At 73.4% G+C, this 19,184-nt stretch carries 19 protein-coding genes and 2 tRNA genes; 13 read left to right on the plus strand and 8 right to left on the minus strand.

Annotated features, from left to right (window positions below):
• Positions 1-43 precede the first annotated feature (43 nt).
• The gene (locus ABZ807_RS16445; RefSeq protein WP_007464795.1) at positions 44-211 is read right to left on the minus strand and encodes a DUF5679 domain-containing protein; all 168 of its coding nucleotides are present in this window, start codon (positions 209-211) and stop codon (positions 44-46) included.
• 514 nt (positions 212-725) lie between these two features.
• Between ABZ807_RS16445 and ABZ807_RS16450 the strand changes: the two genes are divergently transcribed.
• Together ABZ807_RS16450 and ABZ807_RS16455 are read left to right on the plus strand one after the other, a co-directional pair.
• Positions 726-1,256, plus strand: coding sequence for a M48 family metallopeptidase (locus ABZ807_RS16450; RefSeq protein WP_357157764.1), 531 nt, complete (start codon positions 726-728; stop codon positions 1,254-1,256).
• 129 nt (positions 1,257-1,385) lie between these two features.
• A complete protein-coding gene (locus tag ABZ807_RS16455; RefSeq protein ID WP_357157766.1) occupies positions 1,386-1,994 on the plus strand; it encodes a hypothetical protein in 609 nt (202 codons plus the stop codon).
• Between the two features lie 199 nt (positions 1,995-2,193).
• Here ABZ807_RS16455 and ABZ807_RS16460 read toward each other — a convergent pair whose 3' ends face one another.
• Complete coding sequence (locus tag ABZ807_RS16460) at positions 2,194-3,429, minus strand: zinc-dependent metalloprotease (RefSeq protein WP_357157892.1); 1,236 nt, start codon at positions 3,427-3,429, stop codon at positions 2,194-2,196.
• A gap of 182 nt (positions 3,430-3,611) precedes the next feature.
• Here ABZ807_RS16460 and ABZ807_RS16465 point away from each other — a divergent pair, with 182 nt between their 5' ends.
• From ABZ807_RS16465 to ABZ807_RS16495, 7 genes are all read left to right on the plus strand, one after another.
• Entirely contained in the window at positions 3,612-4,625 is a 1,014-nt protein-coding gene (locus tag ABZ807_RS16465; protein ID WP_357157769.1) for a PDZ domain-containing protein, read from the plus strand.
• 116 nt (positions 4,626-4,741) lie between these two features.
• Positions 4,742-7,723: a UPF0182 family protein gene (locus ABZ807_RS16470; protein ID WP_357157771.1), complete on the plus strand. Its 2,982-nt coding sequence runs from the start codon at positions 4,742-4,744 to the stop codon at positions 7,721-7,723.
• Between the two features lie 156 nt (positions 7,724-7,879).
• Positions 7,880-8,389 (plus strand): SigE family RNA polymerase sigma factor, encoded by a 510-nt coding sequence (locus ABZ807_RS16475; RefSeq protein WP_357157774.1) that lies wholly within the window; start codon positions 7,880-7,882, stop codon positions 8,387-8,389.
• Positions 8,379-9,308, plus strand: a complete 930-nt coding sequence (locus ABZ807_RS16480) for a hypothetical protein (RefSeq protein ID WP_357157777.1) — start codon at positions 8,379-8,381, stop codon at positions 9,306-9,308. The genes ABZ807_RS16475 and ABZ807_RS16480 overlap by 11 nt, the downstream gene beginning before the upstream one ends.
• A gap of 60 nt (positions 9,309-9,368) precedes the next feature.
• Positions 9,369-9,445 (plus strand) — tRNA-Met (locus tag ABZ807_RS16485).
• A 131-nt stretch (positions 9,446-9,576) separates the two neighbouring features.
• Positions 9,577-9,650: transfer RNA gene (locus tag ABZ807_RS16490), tRNA-Met, on the plus strand.
• Positions 9,651-9,775: 125 nt separating this feature from the next.
• Positions 9,776-10,021 carry a hypothetical protein gene (locus ABZ807_RS16495; protein ID WP_357157779.1) on the plus strand — a complete coding sequence of 82 codons (246 nt, stop codon included), beginning with the start codon at positions 9,776-9,778 and terminating at the stop codon, positions 10,019-10,021.
• Positions 10,022-10,063: 42 nt separating this feature from the next.
• Here ABZ807_RS16495 and ABZ807_RS16500 read toward each other — a convergent pair whose 3' ends face one another.
• Positions 10,064-11,395, minus strand: a complete 1,332-nt coding sequence (locus ABZ807_RS16500) for an extracellular solute-binding protein (protein ID WP_357157782.1) — start codon at positions 11,393-11,395, stop codon at positions 10,064-10,066.
• A 196-nt stretch (positions 11,396-11,591) separates the two neighbouring features.
• Between ABZ807_RS16500 and ABZ807_RS16505 the strand changes: the two genes are divergently transcribed.
• A complete protein-coding gene (locus tag ABZ807_RS16505; RefSeq protein WP_357157784.1) occupies positions 11,592-12,425 on the plus strand; it encodes a phosphoribosylaminoimidazolesuccinocarboxamide synthase in 834 nt (277 codons plus the stop codon).
• Here the strand turns inward: ABZ807_RS16505 and glpK are convergent, their stop codons facing one another.
• Complete coding sequence (gene glpK / locus ABZ807_RS16510) at positions 12,426-13,910, minus strand: glycerol kinase GlpK (protein ID WP_357157787.1); 1,485 nt, start codon at positions 13,908-13,910, stop codon at positions 12,426-12,428. It abuts the gene before it with no gap.
• Positions 13,911-13,988: 78 nt separating this feature from the next.
• Between glpK and ABZ807_RS16515 the strand changes: the two genes are divergently transcribed.
• Positions 13,989-14,927 (plus strand): ribose-phosphate pyrophosphokinase, encoded by a 939-nt coding sequence (locus ABZ807_RS16515; RefSeq protein ID WP_357157790.1) that lies wholly within the window; start codon positions 13,989-13,991, stop codon positions 14,925-14,927.
• 11 nt (positions 14,928-14,938) lie between these two features.
• Here the strand turns inward: ABZ807_RS16515 and ABZ807_RS16520 are convergent, their stop codons facing one another.
• The gene (locus tag ABZ807_RS16520; RefSeq protein WP_357157793.1) at positions 14,939-15,406 is read right to left on the minus strand and encodes an ATP-binding protein; all 468 of its coding nucleotides are present in this window, start codon (positions 15,404-15,406) and stop codon (positions 14,939-14,941) included.
• A gap of 118 nt (positions 15,407-15,524) precedes the next feature.
• Between ABZ807_RS16520 and ABZ807_RS16525 the strand changes: the two genes are divergently transcribed.
• The gene (locus tag ABZ807_RS16525; protein WP_357157795.1) at positions 15,525-16,655 is read left to right on the plus strand and encodes a DUF5931 domain-containing protein; all 1,131 of its coding nucleotides are present in this window, start codon (positions 15,525-15,527) and stop codon (positions 16,653-16,655) included.
• Positions 16,656-16,669: 14 nt separating this feature from the next.
• Positions 16,670-17,317, plus strand: a complete 648-nt coding sequence (locus tag ABZ807_RS16530) for a response regulator transcription factor (protein ID WP_357157895.1) — start codon at positions 16,670-16,672, stop codon at positions 17,315-17,317.
• A gap of 1 nt (position 17,318) precedes the next feature.
• Here the strand turns inward: ABZ807_RS16530 and ABZ807_RS16535 are convergent, their stop codons facing one another.
• The 3 genes from ABZ807_RS16535 to ABZ807_RS16545 are packed head-to-tail and all read right to left on the minus strand — an operon-like array spanning position 17,319 to position 19,096.
• The gene (locus tag ABZ807_RS16535) at positions 17,319-17,891 is read right to left on the minus strand and encodes a DUF5709 domain-containing protein (RefSeq protein ID WP_357157798.1); all 573 of its coding nucleotides are present in this window, start codon (positions 17,889-17,891) and stop codon (positions 17,319-17,321) included.
• A 9-nt stretch (positions 17,892-17,900) separates the two neighbouring features.
• A complete protein-coding gene (locus ABZ807_RS16540; protein WP_357157801.1) occupies positions 17,901-18,104 on the minus strand; it encodes a hypothetical protein in 204 nt (67 codons plus the stop codon).
• Entirely contained in the window at positions 18,101-19,096 is a 996-nt protein-coding gene (locus ABZ807_RS16545; protein WP_357157804.1) for an SDR family oxidoreductase, read from the minus strand. The genes ABZ807_RS16540 and ABZ807_RS16545 overlap by 4 nt, the downstream gene beginning before the upstream one ends.
• Positions 19,097-19,184: the final 88 nt, after the last annotated feature.

Genomic DNA, 19,184 nt, shown 5'->3' on the forward strand with positions numbered 1-19,184 from the left:
GAGGGGCGACCGCCGGCCGCCCCTCCCCCGGAACCCGTACGGGTCAGACCTTGGCCTTGCCCAGGATGCGGTTCACTGTTGTGCCGCACACCGGACACTTGCCCTTGGCCATGTTCATCCCGGTCTTCGAGACCTCGACGTGCCCCTCGAAGTCCCGCTTCTCCTTGCACTTGACGCAGTAACCGTTGTAGGTCTGGGCCTGGTCGGCCACGGTAGCCCCTCCTCGTCTCGTCCGCCGGGCGAGCCGGCCCGGCGGGTCTCCCGGCGGCGGGCCACGCGGGGCGCCGGCGCTGGGTCTTCTCCGCGGGCACCCACGTGACCGCTGGATGGCGGACCCTACCCAGGTCTGGGCGAATCCATGTCAGCTGTGCATCGACACTGTGAGGAAGTCGACGTCGAGAGTGTGCATGCCGAAATAGGCCGGATTAGTGAGTTTGCCGGGGACACGCCGGGTGAAGCCGCGCAAGTTCGCCCTGGCGGGGCCCGAGCATCGCTCCGGACGGTGATCACCTACGGTGGAGGGCGAAGGCGAGCGGAGTGCCTCCGCGGCTGCCACGAAGGGCGATCAGGGCACCCCGACATGGTCATCCACAGATTTTTTCGGGACACCCCGCGACCAACCGCCATTTTCCGGGCGCGTGTCGGGGTGTTGACCCTTGCGGACCCCTGGTCAGTACGCATTAGCTTGCCTTCGTGGCAGGAAACCACGGCTGCGCGGCCCACTGATGGCTGGGGCGCGGAAGCCGGTCATCGAGGTACGGCGCAGTCAGCGCCGGCGACGTACGGTGTCCGCCTACCGCGACGGGGAGCGGGTCGTGGTGCTGATCCCCGACCAGTTCTCCCGCGCCGAGGAGAGCGAGTGGGTCGACCGGATGCTCGCCCGGCTCGCCGCCCGTGAGGGCCGGCTGGCCCGCTCCGACACCGAACTGCTCGACCGGGCGCTGCGCCTGATCAACCTCTACCTCCCCGAGCACGGCAGCGACGCCCTGCCGGCCAGCGTCCGCTGGGTCACCAACCAGAACGGCCGGTGGGGCTCCTGCACCCCGGCCGACCGGACCATCCGGATCTCCCACCGCCTCCAGGACATGCCGGACTGGGTGCTCGACTACGTGCTGCTCCACGAGCTGGCGCACCTGATCGTGCCCAGCCACAACGCCCGGTTCTGGGAACTCGTCGCCAGGTACCCCAGGACCGAGCGGGCTCGCGGCTACCTGGAGGGCGTGGCCGCAGCCTCCGGCGTACCCGTCCCCGGCTGACCCCCCGCCCGCCTGTCCCGGCGCCTCCCCGCCCTGGCCCCGCCGTCCCGCCGTCCCGCCGTCCCGCCGTCCCGCTGGCACCGGCCGGGCGGCCACGGGCCCGGGCGGGTGCGGGGCTAGGGTCGGGGCGTGGTCCGACGTGTGGTGGTGGCGTTGCTCGCTCCGGTGGCCTGGTCGCCGCCGGGGATCGACCCGGTGGACTGGCGGACCGCGCTGGCCGAGGACGTGGTGGACCTCCTCGCCACGCTGACCGAGGTCGAGACGGCGGTGGCGGTGACGCCCGCGGACCGCTGGCTGGCCGAGGCGGTCGTCTGGCCGGGGACCACGATCCACGAGGTGGCCACGCCCACCGTCGACGCCGCGCTGGCCGCCCCGACCGGGTACGACCAGACGGCCGTGGTCGCCGCCGACGCCCCCGACCTGCCCGGCCTGACGCTGGGCAAGCTGCTCCGGCCGCTCACCAGCCGGCCCGTCGCGGTCGCCCCGGTCGAGGGGGACCGTCCCGGGCTGCTCGGGGTGGCGACCCGGCTGCCCGTACCCGGATGGTTGCCGGCGCTGGACCTCGACGCGGCCGTGCCGGCGGACGTGCGCCGGGCGGCGCCGACCCCGGGCGACGTCGCGGTCACCCCCGCCTGGCGGCGGCTGCGTGGCCCGGTCGACCTGGCCGCCCTGGACCCGGCGGTCGAGGGCTGGGAGGCCACCCGGGCTCTCCTTTCCGGCCCCGCCCGCCGCTCCTGACCCGCCCGAAAGGGCCCACCGGCCACTCCGCCCCAGCCCCTCCCGGCCACCCGACGGGCCGAGCGGTCGATCATGAGGTTGACGGCACCGGAGGAGATCGACATCGCCGTCAACCTCATGATCGACGCATGCGGCGGGGGTGGAGACGCCGCCGGCCGGGCGCGCGTGGGGGCGGCCCGGCCGGTGGGGTGAGGGTGGGTCAGGACTTGTCGGTGTCGTCCCCGGAGTCGTCGGGGCGGGGCGGGGTGCCCCCGCCGGGCGCCTGCTCCTCCGGGCCGCCGGGCGCGCTGAAGTCGAAGTTCGCCAGCTCGTCGTCCAGGTCGAGCCGGGTGGTGGCGTAGGCCACCGGGTCGGCGAAGTCGTCGTCCGAGGGGAGCAGGTCGGGGTGGCCCCAGACCGCGTCCCGGCCGGAGATGCCCCGGTGCGTGGTGAGCGCGGCCCAGAGCGCGGACGCCTCCCGCAGCCGGCGCGGTCGCAGCTCCAGCCCGACCAGCGCGGCGAAGGTCTGCTCGGCCGGACCGCCGGCGGCCCGGCGGCGGCGGAACGCCTCGCCGAGGCGTACCACGTTGGGCAGGCGCTCACCGGCGGCGTTGTCCACCACGTGGCAGACCCAGCCCTCGACCAGCGCGAGCACGGTCTCCAGCCGGGCCAGCGACGCCTTCTGCGCTGGAGTGTCCTCCGGGGTGAAGATGCCCTCCAGGGCGATGGCCTGCATCGACTCCGGGTCGGTCGGGTCGACCCGGCCCATCGCCTCCTCGATCGCCTCCCGGTTGACCCGGATGCCCGAGGCGTAGTTCTCCACCGCGGTCAGCACGTGCCCGCGCAGCCACGGGACGTGCTCGAAGAGCCGCTGGTGGGCGGCCTCGCGCAGGGCGACGTAGAGGCGTACCTCGTCCTCGGGCAGCTCCAGGCCCTCGCCGTACGCCCGGATGTTGGCCGGGACGAGCGCGGCGGTGCCGGCCGGGCCCAGCGGTAGGCCGATGTCGCCGGCGGAGAGCACCTCGGCGGCGAGCGAGCCGAGCGCCTGGCCGAGCTGCCCGCCGAAGAGCGCCCCGCCCAGGGTCGCCACCATCGACTGCATCGGGCCGAGCTGGGCCCGGGCCTCCGGCGGCACCAGGTCGCCCATCGCGCCGACCATCCGGCTGGCCACCGGGTCGCAGAGCTTGCGCCAGACGTCCAGGGTCTTGTAGATCCACTCGTTGCGGTTCCACGCCACGGAGGTGCGGATGCCGGACGGCAGGGCGGACGCCGGCTCCAGCCAGAGGTCGGCGATGCGCAGCGCCTCCTCCACCGCGTGACGCTCGTACGGCGACACCGCCGGGTCGCCCGCGGCGGCGAGCTGGCTGGCGGCCACCTGCCGGGCCAGGTCCCAGTTGACCGGACCGCTGCCCGACGCGGAGAGCAGGTGCTGCAACTGCGACATGAACTGCTGCATCTGCGCGGGATCGTTGGGGTCTGGTGGTTGCCCACCCGGGAGCGCGAAACCGAACGGAATATCAGGCACGACGTCTACGGTACGCGCGCCGCGCCCCAGGTCGCCGCCGCTGGCGTTGCGCTGAGGGCGAAGTCGTCCTCGGTCGACCGGCCGGCGCCGCCCCGGTCGGTACGCTCTGCCGCATGAGACGTCGCGGCGTGACCGTCCTCCTCGGTGCTCTGCTCACCACTCTGCTCAGCATCGGCGTGCTCGGCGCGCCCATCCCGTACGTGGTGCTCGGCCCGGGGCCGACCGTGAACACCCTCGGCACCTCCGACGGCAAGGAGGTCATCCAGGTCACCGGCCGGTCGACGTCGACCTCCGCCGGGCAGCTGCGGATGACCACGGTGGGGGTGCAGCCCACTGTCAAGCTGCGCGGGGCGATCGCCGGCTGGCTCTCCCCCGACGACGCGGTGGTGCCGCGCGAGCTGGTCTACCCGCCGGGCGAGAGCCAGGAGGAGGTGGAGAAGCGCAACGCCGAGGACTTCCAGAACTCGCAGACCAGTGCCGAGACCGCCGCGCTGGTGGAACTCGGCTACCCGGTGCAGGTGGTGGCCAAGGAGGTCGCCGGGGACGGCCCGTCGGCGGGCGTGCTGCAGGCCGGCGACGTCATCACCACGGTCGACGGCGTCCCGGTGACCACGGCGACGAAGCTGGTGGAGCTGGTCCGGGCGAAGCCCGCCGGCACCGCCCTGCGCATCGGCTACACCCGGGACGGCGTGGCCGGCACGGCCACCGTGACCAGCCGGGAGCAGGACGGCCGGCCGCGCATCGGGCTGGTGCCGGAGCAGCGGCAGCCGCACCCGTTCACCCTGAAGATCGACCTGGGCAACATCGGCGGGCCGAGCGCCGGGCTGATGTTCGCCCTCGGCATCGTGGACAAGATTGAACCGGCCGACCTGACCGGCGGGAAGATCATCGCCGGCACCGGGACCATCGACGACGAGGGCCGGGTCGGTCCGATCGGCGGGATCGCGCAGAAGCTCGTCGGGGCGAAGAAGGCCGGGGCGAAGGTCTTCCTGGTGCCGGCGGGCAACTGCGCCGAGGCGGTCCGCAATCCGCAGCCCGACCTGCCCCTGATCAAGGTCGGCTCGCTTGACGAGGCATTGACGGCGTTGGAGACGTTGCGGGCGGGCGGGCAGCCGACGCGCTGTTGACGGTCGGGCGCTCCGGCAGCGCGGCGTGACCGTGCCCCGAGACGTTCAGGGACACCCCGTACTCTGGGTGCCTGTCCGGAGCCGATCACATCGAGCGTGCGGAGCCAACAGTGGTCATGCGTAGCACCCCCCTGCCGAGGATGAGCCGCCGTGGACGCGTCACCGTCGGTGTCCTGGCCGGGGTCTTCGTGCTCTTCACCCTGCTCGGCTGGGGTGTCCAGGCGTGGACGGACTGGCTCTGGTTCGAGGAGGTCCGCTACACCCAGGTCTTCACCGGGGTGCTGGTCACCCGGCTGCTGCTCTTCCTCGCCATCGGGGCGGGGCTGGCCCTCTTCGTCGGCGGCAACCTCTGGCTGGCGTACCGGCTACGGCCGGCGCTGCGGCCGCACTCGCTGGAGCAGGCCACCCTGGAGCGCTACCGGATGCTGCTCACGCCCCGGATCGGCACCTGGTTCAGCCTGACCGCGGCCGTGTTCGGGCTCTTCGCCGGCCTCTCCGCGCAGAGCCGGTGGAACCAGTGGCTGCTCTTCCGCAACGGCGGCGACTTCGGGGTCAAGGACCCGGAGTTCGGCGTCGACGTCGGCTTCTACGTCTTCCAGCTGCCCTTCTGGCGGTACCTGCTCGGCGTCGGCTTCACCGCGGTGGTGCTGGCGCTGCTCGGCGCGCTGGCCGTGCACTACATCTTCGGCGGGGTGCGGCTGCAGGGCGTCGGCGACCGGATGACCAACGCCGCCCGGGCCCACCTCACCACGCTGGTCGCGGTCTTCGTCCTGCTCAAGGCCGTCGCGTACGTGCTGGACCGGCGGGCGATGCTGCTGGAGTACAACGAGGGCGCCAAGCTCTACGGCGCCGGCTACGCCGATGTCAACGCGCTGCTGCCGGCCAAGGAGATCCTGGCGTACATCTCGGTGGTGGTGGCGATCGCCATCATCGTGTTCTCCAACGCGGTGATGCGGAACCTGGTCTGGCCGGGCATCGCGCTGGCGCTGCTCGGCGTCTCCGCCGTCGCGATCGGCGGCATCTACCCGTGGGCGGTGCAGACCTTCGAGGTCAAGCCGAGCGCCCGGGACAAGGAGGCGCCGTACATCGAACGCAGCATCGGGGCCACCCGGGCCGCGTTCGGCCTGATCGACACGAAGACCACCGGGTACGCGGCGAACAACCTCACCCCGCCGGCGAGCCTGGCCACCGACACCTCGGTGGTGCCGAACGTCCGGCTGCTCGACCCGCAGCTGGTCTCCGAGACGTACACCCAGCTCCAGCAGGTCCGCGGCTTCTACGACTTCGGTCCGAAGCTGGACATCGACCGGTACTCGGTGGCGAACAAGACCGCCGACTACGTGGTCGGCGTCCGCGAGATCAACTACGGCGAGCTGACCCAGAACAACTGGATCAACCGGCACACCGTCTTCACCCACGGGTACGGGCTCGTCGCGGCCCCGGCCAACCAGGTGGTCTGCGGCGGCCAGCCGTACTTCGTCTCCGGCTTCCTCGGCGAGAAGGCACAGGAGGCATGCTCCTCGCAGGCCGAGCAGATTCCGGCCAGCCAGCCGCGGATCTACTACGGCGAGCGGATGGGGGCGAACGACTATGCGATCGTCGGGCAGTCCGACAAGAGCCGCAACGCCGAGTTCGACCGGCCCACCCCGACCACCGGCGGCGAGCAGTACTACACCTACACCGGTGAGGGCGGCGTCGAGATCGGCTCGTTCACCCGCCGGCTGCTCTACGCGATCAAGGAGCAGGAGTCGAACTTCCTGCTCTCCGGGGCGGTCAACGACAACTCCCGGCTGCTGTACGTGCGCAACCCGCGGGACCGGGTGGAGAAGGTCGCGCCCTTCCTCACCCTCGACGGCGACCCGTACCCGGCGGTGGTGGACGGGCGGATCCAGTGGATCGTCGACGGCTACACCACGGCGGCGACCTACCCGTACGCCGAGCGGGTCAACCTGCAGACGGAGACCGCCGACGAGCTGACCAACCGGGGCACGTTCCAGCTGGCCCGGGAGAACGTCAACTACATGCGCAACTCGGTGAAGGCCACCGTCGACGCGTACGACGGCACGGTGCGGCTCTACGAGTTCGACGAGAGCGACCCGGTGCTCAAGGCCTGGAACAAGGCGTTCGGCGGCGACCTGGTGCTGCCGAAGAACGCCATCCCGGCGGAGCTGGCCGAGCACTTCCGCTACCCGGCCGACATGTTCAAGGTGCAGCGGAACATGCTCACCAAGTTCCACGTGACCGACCCCGGCGACTTCTACTCCGGCCAGGACTTCTGGCAGGTGCCGAACGTGCCGGACGCGCCGGACAGCGGGCAGAAGCAGCCGCCGTACTACCTGTTCACCCAGTTCCCCGGGCAGGAGGCGGCGCGCTTCCAGCTCACCGCGGCGGTCACCCCGAACGGCCGGCAGAACCTCGCCGCGCTGATCTCCGGGTCGTACGTCGACGGTCAGCCCAAGCTGGAGGTGCTGGAGCTGCCGGACCAGACCCGGGTCTCCGGGCCGGTCCAGGTGCACCAGCAGATGACCAACAACGCCAACATCCGGCAGCAGCTCAACCTGCTCTCCTCCAACCAGGCGCAGGTCCAGTACGGCAACCTGCTGTCCCTGCCGTTCGGCGACGGGATGCTCTACGTCGAGCCGGTCTACGTGAAGAGCAACCAGCAGGACGCGTACCCGCTGTTGCAGAAGGTGCTGCTGTCCTACGGCGACGGCGGCTCGTACGTGGTGCTGGCCGACAACCTCACCGACGGCATCAAGCAGCTCGTCGACCAGGGCAAGCGGGCCGGGCAGGGCACGCCGCCGCCGTCCACGGGCGGCACCAACCCGCCGCCAACGGGCGGCCCCAGCCCGCCGCCCACGGGCGGCCCCAACCCGCCGCTCACCGATGAGCTGGCCGCCGCGGCGGATCGGGTGCAGACGGCGATCGCCGAGGTCAAGGCCGCGCAGACGTCCGGCGACTTCGAGCGGTACGGCCGGGCGCTGAAGGCGCTGGACGAGGCGATGACCGCGTTCCAGCAGGCGCAGCAGGCCGCTCCGCCAGCCCCGGCGCCGAGCGGCAGCCCGCCCGCATCCCCGGGGCCCACGGCCAGCAACTGAGCCGTACCGCCGGGATCCACGACGGAGCCCGCAACCCGACGACCGCACCGGTCCGGGTTGCGGGCTCCGTCGTATTTCCGACCTGATGCCCGCAACCGCCCGACCCTGTCCGCCGTCTCCTCAGCAGATGGGGAAACGGGGAGGCGTGATGTGGGCATGAGGGACGCGCAGAGCTTCGACGAGTTCTACCGGAGCACGTCCGCCCGGACGCTCCGGTACGGCCACGCGGTCGCGGGTGACCACGGCGAGGCCCAGGACCTCGTGCAGGAGGCGTACGCCCGGGCGTGGCGGCAGTGGGGCAAGTTGGCCACCCACCCGGCGCCGGAGGCGTGGCTCCGGCTGGTGGTCAGCCGTCTGGCCACGGACCGTTTCCGCCGGCTGAGCGGCTGGCGTACGGCGGTGAGCCGCACCGGCCCACCCGAGAACGTACGGCCACCGGGCGAGGACACCGTTCTCCTGGTCGGCGCCCTGCGGCAGCTGCCGGCGAACCAACGGCAGGCGCTGGCCCTGCATTACCTGTTCGACATGTCGGTGGAGGAGATCGCCCGCGAGACGCGGGTCCCCACCGGCACCGTGAAGTCCTGGCTGTCCCGGGGCAGGGCGAGGCTGGCCGAGCTGCTGCCCGGGGTCCGGTCCGAGGAGCTGGAGGTCAACGATGTCGCGTGAACTGACCGGTTTCTACCGCTCGCTCGCCGAGGACACCGACCCGCGCGGCCTGGCCGCGCCCGACCTGGTGCGGAGGCACGCCGACCGCCGGGCGCGGACCCGGGCCGCGCTGGGGGTGCTGGCCGCGGCGGCGCTGGTCGGCGGGACGGCCGTCGGCGCCCAGTTCGTCCTCGCCGCCGCTCCGGACGGCCAGGTCGGGCCGCCCGCCGACACCCCGGCCCCGCCGTCGCCCGCGCCGTCGAGCCGGACGCCCACCCCGTCGGCAACCTCGCCCGGCCCGAGCGGGTCGGCGTCGCGGCAGCCGTCGTCGACACCGCCGTCGCGCGATGGCTCCCCGCCAACCGCCCGGACGCCGACCTCCATTCCCGACTCGGCCTTCTTCGCGCTGGCGGCGGCGAACGACACCGGCGCGGGGGTCAGGTTCGAGGCCGGCCCCGTCCTGCCGGCATTGTGCGGCGCGGAGCCGGGCGGGTCCGGGACGGTGCGGCAGCGGGCCCGGTCGATGCCGTTCAAGCTGGGCGGCACGCCGGAGGGGTACGTCCCGGACGGCCTCTACCGGCACAGCATCACCATCTACCGGGACGGTCGGGCCGGCGATGCGCTCGACGAGCTGCGCACCGCGGTGCGGAACTGCCCTGAGCAGCAGGTCGGTCGGGTGACCTCCCGGCAGAAGCTGCTGGCCGGCGCCGGCTACGGCGACGAGTCGGTGCTGTTCGAGATGCGCAGACCGGCTGTCGACCTGAACGGCGACCCGGCCGGTGGCGGTGGCGAGGAGGTACGGCTGATCCGGGCCATCCGGGTCGGGAACGTGGTGACGGTGCTCTGGGAGCAGGGCTGGGAGGGCGGTTCCAGCCCGAAGCCGCAGGTCGACGCGGACAGCCGTCGGGCGGTCGAGGCGATCCGGGACTGGTTGCGCTGAGTACGGGGCCCGGGCCCGTTTTGCGGGCCCGGGCCCCGTACGCTACGGTTAACCAGTCGACGCGGGGTGGAGCAGCTCGGTAGCTCGCTGGGCTCATAACCCAGAGGTCGCAGGTTCAAATCCTGTCCCCGCTACCACGACGAACGGCCCGAGGATTCTGATCCTCGGGCCGTTCGCTTTGTCTTCGAGTGCCGGCCGGACCCCGGGCGCACGATCCGGGGACCCCGCTGATCTCCGTCCCGGGGATGCGCTAAGCTTATGAAGCCGACGCGGGGTGGAGCAGCTCGGTAGCTCGCTGGGCTCATAACCCAGAGGTCGCAGGTTCAAATCCTGTCCCCGCTACTCGTGAGAAAAGGCCCCGGAGTTTACCTCCGGGGCCTTTTGCCTTTTTGCCCGCGGGTCGACTGGTCCGGGGTTTCTGCGTGCGTCCGCGTGCCCCGGTTGCCCGGCTCGGTCACGATGGGGTCATGTCATCTTGGAACAGGTGGTGGGGCCGGCTGAGCGCGGTCCTCGGTGCGGTCGTGCTCGCGGTCTTCGTACCGGTCGCGGCCTGGGCGTCCACGGGTCAGGGCGAGCTGGTGATGGAGGCCGCGCGACGCAGGTCCCGGGGCGGAGGCTTCGCGGGCCTGCTCTGCTGCCTCGTCGTGGTGGTGGGGATCGTGCTGCTGGTGCTGTGGCTGGTGCGCACCCTCCGCAGGCGTCCGCCGCGCTGATCCAGCTGACCCCGGCCGGCGCCGCTCCAGCGCCGGCCGGGCTCACTCGGCCAGCGCCCCCTGCGCCTGCGCCATGAACCTCGACGTCGTGGCCCGCGCCCCCGCCCGGCCCGACCGGACGTCCTGCGCGGCGGCGGCGAGCAACGTACGCACCCGTCCATGCCCGCGCGGCGGTGGGGCGGGCGCGGGCCCGACCAGGTCGTTCAGGGTGGTGCCGAGGGCGGCGATGCGTTTGACGGCCGGGTCGTTGAGCCCCCGGGCCACGGCCTGCCGCACGGCGCGGTCGGCCGGCAGGCCCCGCTCGGTGCCGAGGACCCGGCCCACCTCCACGTTGGTGGTCAGGAAGTTGATGACGTCGGCCACCACACCCGGGCGCCGGGTGCCGTGGAAGCCGGCCCAGTACATCGAGGCCCGGTCCCACTGCGCTGCCGGCGGCCCGGGGAAGGCGGCCAGCGCCAACTCGTCACTGGTGTAGCGCTGGAGTTCGGGAAGCTGGTGCGACCAGGCGAACGAGGCGGCGGTGTGGCCGGTCACCACCAGCTGTCGCGCCGGTTCGCCGCCGTCGGCCCCGTCGACCAGGGCGGCGGCCGGGGTCGCCCGCTCGGTGCGGGCCCGCTGCCAGAGTTCGAACCAGTCGACCAGCGCCGCCGAGCTGAAGCCGAGCTGCCGCCCCTGATAGAACTTGCCGCCCTGGCCGCGCAGCCAGAGCCAGAGCGCGCGGTGGTCACCGGACGGGTCCATGGTGCCGGCGACCCGGCCGCCGCTGGCCCGGGTCACCCGCGCGGCCCAGGCGAGGTAGTCGGCCCACGGCATGATCGTCGGGGCGGGCACCCCGAGCCGGCGCAGCAGGTCCCTGTTGTAGACCACGGCGGCGTGGGTCTGCGCGGCGGCGACGCCGTGGACCTGCCCGTCCACCCTGCCGTAGTCGGCCAGCCCGGGCGGCAGGCCGCCGAGGTCGAGCCGGCCGTCCGCGGCGTACGGGCTGAGGTCCAGCGCGATGCCCCGCTGCGCGTACTCGGTCAGCACGGCGTCGTCGACCTGGAACAGGTCCGGCACGTTGCCGCCGGTGGCCTGGGTGGCGAGCCGGTCGTAGTAGCCGTTGGCGGCCTGCGAGGTCACCCGGAAGGTGACCCGGGGGTTGCGTGAGGAGTAGAGCCGCAGCGCCCGCTCGGTGGACTGCGCGCGCCGGGTGTTGCCCCACCAGAAGACCGACAGCTCGATTGGCCCGTCGTCGTCGACCCGGGTGGTCGTGTCGACGCTGCACCCGGCGAGCCCGCCGGTGGCGAGCGCCGGTGCCGCCAGCAGCGCGCCGAGCAGCCGCCGCCGGGCCGGGTCGGCGCCGGACCGGGGGCGCGGGGGGCGGGCAGCGGGCACGGGGCGCTCCTGGTGCACGGCGGTGGGGGCCGGACCATTCACGCAGGCACCGCGCCCAGGTGTCAACGCCCGGCGGGCTCCGGTGGCCGGGACTGGTCGCCACGGCGGCGGATGGCATCGAGACGGGCCGATCACCTGGTGAAGGCCCGGGTGGCCGCACCGGGCGTCGGCGAGACCGCGTGGTGTACTAGGCCGCGTGGAACTTCTGCACTCCGGCAAGGTCAGGGACGTCTACGCCGACGGCGAAGACCTGATCCTGGTCGCCTCCGACCGCATCTCGATCTACGACGTGGTGCTGCCGACGCCGATCCCGGACAAGGGCCGCCTGCTCACCGCCCTCTCCCTCTGGTGGTTCGAGCAGCTCGCCGACCTGGTGCCGAACCACGTTGTCTCCACCACTGACGTGCCCGCCGAGTTCGCCGGCCGGGCGATCCGCTGCCGGCGGCTGGACATGGTCCCGGTCGAGTGCGTCGCCCGCGGCTACCTGACCGGCGGCGGCCTGAAGGATTACCAACGCACCGGTGCCGTCTCCGGCGTGGCGCTGCCGCGCGGCCTGGTCGAGGCGTCGATCCTGCCCGAGCCGATCTTCACCCCGTCGACCAAGGCGCCGGTGGGGGAGCACGACGAGCCGATCACCTTCGCCGAGGTGGTGGACAAGGTCGGCGCGGAGACCGCCGAGCGGCTGCGCCGGATCACCATCGACGTCTACCGGCGCGGTGCCGAACTCGCCGCCGACCGGGGCATCCTGGTCGCCGACACCAAGATCGAGCTGGGCTGGACGCCGGACGGCACCCTGATGCTCGGCGACGAGCTGCTCACCTCCGACTCGTCCCGGTTCTGGCCGGCCGAGTCGTACCAGCCGGGCCGCGTGCAGTTCTCCTACGACAAGCAGTACGTCCGGGACTGGGCGACCAGCAGCGGCTGGGACAAGCAGGGCCCGGCCCCCGAGGTGCCGGCCGAGGTGGTCGAGGCGACCCGGGCCCGCTACGTCGACGTCTACGAGAAGCTCACCGGCGACCGCTGGGAGTAGTCAGTCCACCCAGTCCAGGGTGCGCGCCACCGCCTTGCGCCACTGCCGCAGCTCGCGCTCCCGGTGCTCGGGCGTCATCTCCGACTCCCACTGCGCGTCCGAGCGCCACTGGGCGCGCAGGGTCGCCAGGTCCGGCCAGAAGCCGACCGCCAGGCCGGCCGCGTACGCCGCGCCGAGGCAGGTGGTCTCGGTGATCCGGGAGCGGACCACCGGTACGTCCAGCACGTCGGCGAGGAACTGCATCAGCAGGCCGTTGGCCGTCATCCCGCCGTCCACCCGCAGCCGGCGCAGCGCCACGTCGGAGTCGGCGTCCATCGCGTCGACCACCTCGCGGGTCTGCCAGGCCGACGCCTCCAGCACCGCCCGGGCCAGGTGGCCCTTGGTGATGTACCCGGTCAGCCCGGCGATCACGCCCCGGGCGTCGCTGCGCCAGTGCGGCGCGAAGAGCCCCGAGAAGGCCGGCACCACGTAGCAGCCGCCGTTGTCGTCGACCGTGCGGGCCAGCTCCTCCACCTCGGGCGCGGTGGAGATCAGCCCGAGGTTGTCCCGCAGCCACTGCACCAGCGAGCCGGTGACCGCGATCGCGCCCTCCAGCGCGTACACGGCCGGGTGCCCGTCGATTCGGTAGGCCACCGTGGTCAGCAGGCCGTGCTGGGAGACGACCGGACTGGCCCCGGTGTTGAGCAGCAGGAAGCTGCCGGTGCCGTAGGTGCACTTCGCCTCGCCCGGCTGGAAGCAGGTCTGCCCGAACAGGGCCGCCTGCTGGTCGCCGAGGGCGCTGGCCACCGGCACCCCGGCCAGCAGCCCCTCGGCGGTGCCGTACACCTCCGCCGAACAGCGGATCTCCGGCAGCATCGTTGCCGGCACCCGCATCGCGTCGAGCAGCTCCGGATCCCAGTCCAGGGTCTCCAGGTCCATCAGCATCGTCCGGCTGGCGTTGGTCACGTCGGTGACGTGCCGGCCGGTCAGCTTCCAGATCAGCCAGCTGTCGACGGTGCCGAAGAGCACCTCGCCCCGCTCGGCCCGCTCCCGCAGGCCCGCCACGTTGTCCAGCAGCCAGCGCAGCTTCGGGCCCGCGAAGTAGGTGGCCAGGGGCAGCCCGGTGCGCTCCCGCAGCCGCTGCTCGCCGTACGCCTCGTCCAGCTCGCGCAGCAGCGGCCCGGTCCGGGTGTCCTGCCAGACGATGGCGTTGGCCACCGGGCGGCCGGTGGCCCGGTCCCAGACGACGGTGGTCTCCCGCTGGTTGGTGATGCCGACCGCGGCCAGCCCGTCCGGTCCGGTGCCGGCGGCGTCGAGGGCCTCCTGGACGACCCGCTGCACGTTGTCCCAGATCTCCTCGGGGTCGTGCTCCACCCAGCCGGGCTGCGGGAACAGCTGCCGGTGCTCCCGCTGCGCCACGGAGACGATCTCCCCCGCGCGGTCGAAGACGATGCACCGTGATGACGTGGTGCCCTGGTCGATGGCGACGACGTACTCTCCGGTCATGGCGGCACGGTACCCGGAAGGGCAACACGCCGTGACCCACGCGTCGCCCGCCCGGCGACGTCCGTACGATCCCAGATCGTGCGTGACATCGCCGTGTTCAGCGGAACCGCCCATCCCCAGCTCGCCGCCGAGATCTGTGCCCACCTCGACGTCCCGTTGCATCCCGTGCGGGTCTCCCGGTTCGCCAACGACTGCCTGGAGGTGCAGTTGCAGGCGAACTGCCGGGAGCGCGACGTCTTCCTCATCCAGCCGCTGGTGCCGCCGGTCCAGGAGCACCTGGTCGAGCTGCTGCTCATGATCGACGCCGCCCGGGGCGCGTCCGCCGGCCGGATCACCGTGGTGCTGCCGCACTACGCGTACGCCCGGTCGGACAAGAAGGATGCCCCGCGGATCTCCATCGGCGGGCGACTCGTCGCCGACCTGCTCACCTCGGCCGGGGCGCACCGGGTGCTGGCGATGACCCTGCACTCGCCGCAGGTGCACGGCTTCTTCAGCGTCCCCGTCGACCACCTGCACGCGCTGCGCGAGCTGGCCGCCCACTTCCGGCGCTACGACCTGACCGACACGGTGGTGGTCTCGCCGGACCTGGGCAACGCCAAGGAGGCCGCCGCCTTCGCCCGGATGCTCGGCACCCCGGTGGCGGCCGGGGCGAAGCAGCGGTTCAGCGACGACCGGGTCAAGATCAGTACGGTGATCGGCGACGTCGCCGACCGGGACGTGATCGTCCTGGACGACGAGATCGCCAAGGGCAGCACGGTGATCGAGCTGATGGCGCACCTGCGCGAGCGGAAGGTGCGCTCGATCCGGCTCGCCTGCACGCACGGGCTCTTCTCCAGCGGTGCGCTGGAGCGGCTCAGCGGCCAGGACGGGGTACTGGAGATCGTCTGCACCAACACGGTGCCGATCCCGGCCGAGAAGCGGGTGCCGAAGCTGGAGATTCTCTCGGTGGCGCCCGCGCTGGCCGAGGCGATGCGGCGGATCCACAACGGCGAGTCGGTCAGCGCGCTCTTCGGCTGAGCCGGGCCGGGTCAGTCGACGGCCGGGCCCCCGGCGCGGCGCAGCGTACGGATCAGCGCGCTGATCCGTACCGTGGTGCCGGCCGGGCTGGTCTCGACTTCCATGGCGTCGCTCAGCTCCCGGGCCAGCCAGAGCCCCCACCCGCCCGCGGTGTCCGGCGCCGGGCGGCTGCGGTTGCCGAGCCGCTGCGCGCTGATGCCCCGGCCGTGGTCGGAGACCTCGCAGACCAGCTCGTCGGCCCGCCGCCACAGCCGCAGCCAGCCCTGGCCCCCGCCGTGCCGCACCGCGTTGGTGATCAGCTCGTTGACGGCCAGCACGAAGTCGTCCAGCCGCTGGCCGTCCAGCCCCGCGGCGTGCGCGCAGGAGGTGACCGAGTGTCGCAGCTGGGTCACCCGTGCCTGGTCGAAGGCCTCGGCGATGAGGAGGGAAGATTCGATGGGCATAACCGTACGCGGTGTGGGCGGTTCTGCATGCGTCATGGCCCTGTCCCGACAGCGGGTCTCGGAGTTTTCGCCGTATTTCACCGTACGTCAGGGTTGACCGCCCCGCGACCGGCGGCCCCGCCAGCCGGACGGCGGCTGTGGCATCGTGACGGCCATGCCGTCGCCGCCGGGTGGTCTCGAGATGCCGCTCTGGCGTTCCATCGCCGTCTTCCGCTTCGCCGCCCTGGGGTACGTCTGCCTGCTGGTGCTCCGCGACGCCGACCGGTACGCCCACCCGCTGGCAGCCGGCGCCGTCCTGGTGGCGATGCTGGCCTGGTCCGGGGTGACCGCCGTCGGCTACGCCCGGCCGGCGAACCGGGACTGGCCGCTGCTCCTGGCCGACCTGGGTGTCGTGCTCGCCATTCTCGCCGCCTCCCCGTGGGTGGTCGGCCGTCCGGCGCTCGCCGCCGGCGTGCCGAGCCTGGCCGTGGTCTGGCTGGCCGGGCCGGTGCTGGCCTGGGCGGTGTCCGGCGGGCGGCGGCGCGGCGCGGTGGCGGCGCTGGCCCTCGGCGCGGCGGACCTGGCCAGCCGGGGGCGGTTCGGCCCGTCCTCGCTCACCGGGCTGATCCTGCTGCTGCTCGCCGGGGTGATCGTCGGGCACGTCGCGCGACTGGCGGTGACCGCCGAGGAGCGGTTGCAGCGGGCGGTGCAGCTGGAGGCGGCCACCCGCGAGCGGGAGCGGCTGGCCCGGGGCATCCACGACTCGGTGCTCCAGGTGCTGGCGCTGGTGCAGCGGCGCGGCGCCCACCTCGACGGCGAGGCCGGTGAGCTGGCCCGGCTCGCCGGCGAGCAGGAGGCGGCGCTGCGCGCGCTGATCGCCGGGGTCGACCCGGCACCCGCCGCCGACCCGGCGGGCGGCACCCTGGACCTGCGCGCCCTGCTCGGCCGGTACGCCTCGCCGACGGTCTCCGTCTCCGCTCCGGCGACCCCGGTCCCGCTGCCCGCCCCCGTCGCCGTGGAGTTGGCCGCGGCCACGGCCGCGGCGCTGGACAACGTGCGGCGGCACGCCGGCGGGCGCGCCTGGGTGCTGGTCGAGGACGAGGGGGAGACGGTGACCGTGTCGGTGCGCGACGCCGGCCCGGGCATCCCGCAGGGTCGGCTGCTCGAGGCCGCCCGGCAGGGGCGGCTGGGCATGAGCCAGTCCATCCGGGGCCGGATCGCCGACCTCGGCGGCGAGGTGCGGATCGTCTCCGCGCCGGGGGAGGGCACCGAGGTGGAGCTGGTGGTACCGAGGGGGGACGGGTGACCGGGGTGCGGGTGATGGTGGTCGACGACCACCCGATGTGGCGGGAGGGGGTGGCCCGCGACCTCACCGAGGCCGGCCACCAGGTGGTGGCGACCAGCGGCGAGGGGCGGCAGGCGGTCCGGGTGGCCGCCGCGGCCCGGCCCGACGTCGTGGTGCTCGACCTCCAACTGCCCGACATCTCCGGGGTGGAGGTCATCTGGGGCCTGCGGGCCGTGCTGCCCGAGGTGCGGGTGCTGATGCTCTCGGCCAGCGGCGAGCAGCAGAGCGTCCTGGACGCGGTGAAGGCCGGGGCCACCGGCTACCTGGTGAAGTCGGCCGCCCCGGCCGAGTTCCTGGACGCGGTCCGCCGCACCGCCGCCGGGGAGCCGGTCTTCACGCCCGGGCTGGCGGGACTGGTCCTCGGCGAGTACCGCCGGCTGGCCGTCGCCGGGGAGGGCGGGGCGCGGCCGGGCCGGGACGACGCGGCACCCCGGCTCACCGAGCGGGAGACCGAGGTGCTGCGTCTGGTGGCCAAGGGGCTGTCGTACAAGCAGATCGCCGAGCGGCTGGGGCTCTCGCACCGCACCGTGCAGAACCACGTCCAGAACACCCTGGGCAAGCTCCAACTGCACAACCGGGTCGAACTGACCCGCTACGCGATCGAGCGCGGGCTCGACGAGTGAGTCACCGCGACTCCGGCGGCCGGGTCTCGTGGATCGCCAGCTCCTCGGCGGTGGCCCCGCCGCCGGCCGCGCCCGCGTCGTACGCGATCGAGTCGGTCTCCTGGTCGGTGTGCGCCCCCTCGTCCGGTTCGACCAGCCGGCCCACCTGAGTGTCGGCGACGGTGCCCAGCTGGCCGTGGTCGTAGATGGAGACCGGCGAGTGCGGGTCCGAGGTGGGGCCGGGGTCGATCACGTCGGCGTCGAGCTGTGCCTCGGCGGCGGCCTCGTCGCTGTCCGCCTCGGCGGCGATGTCCGGATCGACCGGCCCGGCCAGCGGATCGTCGGCGGGGCGCTCGTACTGCTCCCGTTCGAGCTTGTAGTCCAGCGACTCCCCGTCGAGCTGTTCCTCGGCGGTGGTGCCGAAGTGGTCCACCGCGACGGGCGTCCGGTCGCCGGGCAGCTGGGCCGGCTCCGGGCCGTCCGCCTCGCGGCCGGTGAGGACGTCGTCGTTGGCGCTGGAGTCGTCGTCGGCGGTGTCGGGCAGGCCCTCCGCCTCGGGGTCGGAAACGGGGGTCGGGTACTCGTCGTCGCGCATGGCTGAGCACTACCCGCTGCCGTGCCCGGGGTAACCGGGGACGGGCTCCGCGATCGGGATGAATCGGGAGAAGTCAGCGACGTGCAGCGAGCTCAGCCGCACGGTCGCGGACGATTCGTCCGCCGCCACCAGGCATCGCGCGTCCGTCGGCATGATCGTCCCGTGGTGCATGCCGGGGGCCGCGCGCGCACCCGGCCGCTCCATGCTGCTCATCGCCGTTGCACCCGCGAACGTCGGGTCATCGCGGCCATCGTGCCGACCGCGGTGCCGGCGGCGGCCAGCCCGAACGCGGCCGTCACCCGCACCAGTCGCCGGCGCCGGCCGTGCCAGCCGCCGTCGCGCCGCGCCTGGGCGCGGAGGACATTCCCGGTGCTGTCCGCCGCGCCGGACGGCCCGAACCGCGTCCGGTGGGCGTACCAGCCCAGGACCCGTTCGGCCAGCGCCGGCGCGAGCCGCCACGGCAGCCCGATCAGCCGGGCCGCGCCCCCGGCGTACGCCTCCCGGCGGGGCCGGCGCAGCAGCCGGACGATCGTCTCGGCCACCATCTCGGGCGGGTACACCGGCGGCGGCGGGACCAGCTCGCGGCCGGTGTGGTTGCCGGCGTGCCGGAAGAACGGGGTGTCGATGGTGGCTGGCAGCACCGTGCAGATCGAGATGTTGCCCCGGCCGGTGACCCGCAGCTCCTGCCGGACCGTGTCGGCCAGCCCGCGGATGCCGTGCCTGGTGGCGTTGTACGCCGACTGGTAGGGCATCGCCACCTCGGCCAGCACCGAGGCGTTGTTGACCAGGACCCCGCCGCCGGACATGCTCAACCAGGGCAGCGCGGCCCGAATGCCGTACGCGGCCCCGAGCAGGTTGATCTCCAGCACCCGGCGGAACTCCGCCACCGGGATCTCGTCGAAGAGCCCGACCGCGCTGACCGCCGCGTTGTTCACCCAGCCGTCGATCCGGCCGAACTCGTCGGCCGCGCGGGCGGCCAGTTCCTCCACCGCCACCGGGTCGGTGACGTCCGTGGGCACCACCAGCGCCCGCGCGCCCAGGTCCCGGCAGCGCCGGGCGACCGCTGCCAGGGCGGGCTCGCTGCGGGCGGCGAGGACGACGTCGGCACCCCGGCGGGCCAGCGCGTACGCGGTCGCGGTACCGATGCCGCTGGAGGCGCCGGTGATCACCACGACGGCGTCCGAGAGGCTGCGGGTGAGCGGCATTCTTCGTCGGTACCCCCGGCCGGGGTGGGTCATGCGGGCGGGGCGGCCCCGATCGCCGCCGCTGTCCGGAGCCGCGCTCGCCGGCACC

This window comes from Micromonospora sp. NPDC047548, from assembly GCF_040642975.1.
Lineage (GTDB): Bacteria > Actinomycetota > Actinomycetes > Mycobacteriales > Micromonosporaceae > Micromonospora.

What these genes read in the sequence shown, in the direction of transcription:
- glpK (WP_357157787.1), bottom strand. Translation starts at nt 13,910, where the DNA reads ATGACCGGAGAGTACGTCGTCGCCATCGACCAGGGCACCACGTCATCA.
- ABZ807_RS16495 (WP_357157779.1), top strand. Translation starts at nt 9,776, where the DNA reads ATGTCATCTTGGAACAGGTGGTGGGGCCGGCTGAGCGCGGTCCTCGGT.
- ABZ807_RS16480 (WP_357157777.1), top strand. Translation starts at nt 8,379, where the DNA reads ATGTCGCGTGAACTGACCGGTTTCTACCGCTCGCTCGCCGAGGACACC.
- ABZ807_RS16475 (WP_357157774.1), top strand. Translation starts at nt 7,880, where the DNA reads ATGAGGGACGCGCAGAGCTTCGACGAGTTCTACCGGAGCACGTCCGCC.
- ABZ807_RS16520 (WP_357157793.1), bottom strand. Translation starts at nt 15,406, where the DNA reads ATGACGCATGCAGAACCGCCCACACCGCGTACGGTTATGCCCATCGAA.
- ABZ807_RS16525 (WP_357157795.1), top strand. Translation starts at nt 15,525, where the DNA reads ATGCCGTCGCCGCCGGGTGGTCTCGAGATGCCGCTCTGGCGTTCCATC.
- ABZ807_RS16545 (WP_357157804.1), bottom strand. Translation starts at nt 19,096, where the DNA reads ATGCCGCTCACCCGCAGCCTCTCGGACGCCGTCGTGGTGATCACCGGC.
- ABZ807_RS16460 (WP_357157892.1), bottom strand. Translation starts at nt 3,429, where the DNA reads ATGCAGCAGTTCATGTCGCAGTTGCAGCACCTGCTCTCCGCGTCGGGC.
- ABZ807_RS16450 (WP_357157764.1), top strand. Translation starts at nt 726, where the DNA reads ATGGCTGGGGCGCGGAAGCCGGTCATCGAGGTACGGCGCAGTCAGCGC.
- ABZ807_RS16465 (WP_357157769.1), top strand. Translation starts at nt 3,612, where the DNA reads ATGAGACGTCGCGGCGTGACCGTCCTCCTCGGTGCTCTGCTCACCACT.
- ABZ807_RS16470 (WP_357157771.1), top strand. Translation starts at nt 4,742, where the DNA reads ATGCGTAGCACCCCCCTGCCGAGGATGAGCCGCCGTGGACGCGTCACC.
- ABZ807_RS16540 (WP_357157801.1), bottom strand. Translation starts at nt 18,104, where the DNA reads ATGAGCAGCATGGAGCGGCCGGGTGCGCGCGCGGCCCCCGGCATGCAC.
- ABZ807_RS16535 (WP_357157798.1), bottom strand. Translation starts at nt 17,891, where the DNA reads ATGCGCGACGACGAGTACCCGACCCCCGTTTCCGACCCCGAGGCGGAG.
- ABZ807_RS16530 (WP_357157895.1), top strand. Translation starts at nt 16,670, where the DNA reads ATGGTGGTCGACGACCACCCGATGTGGCGGGAGGGGGTGGCCCGCGAC.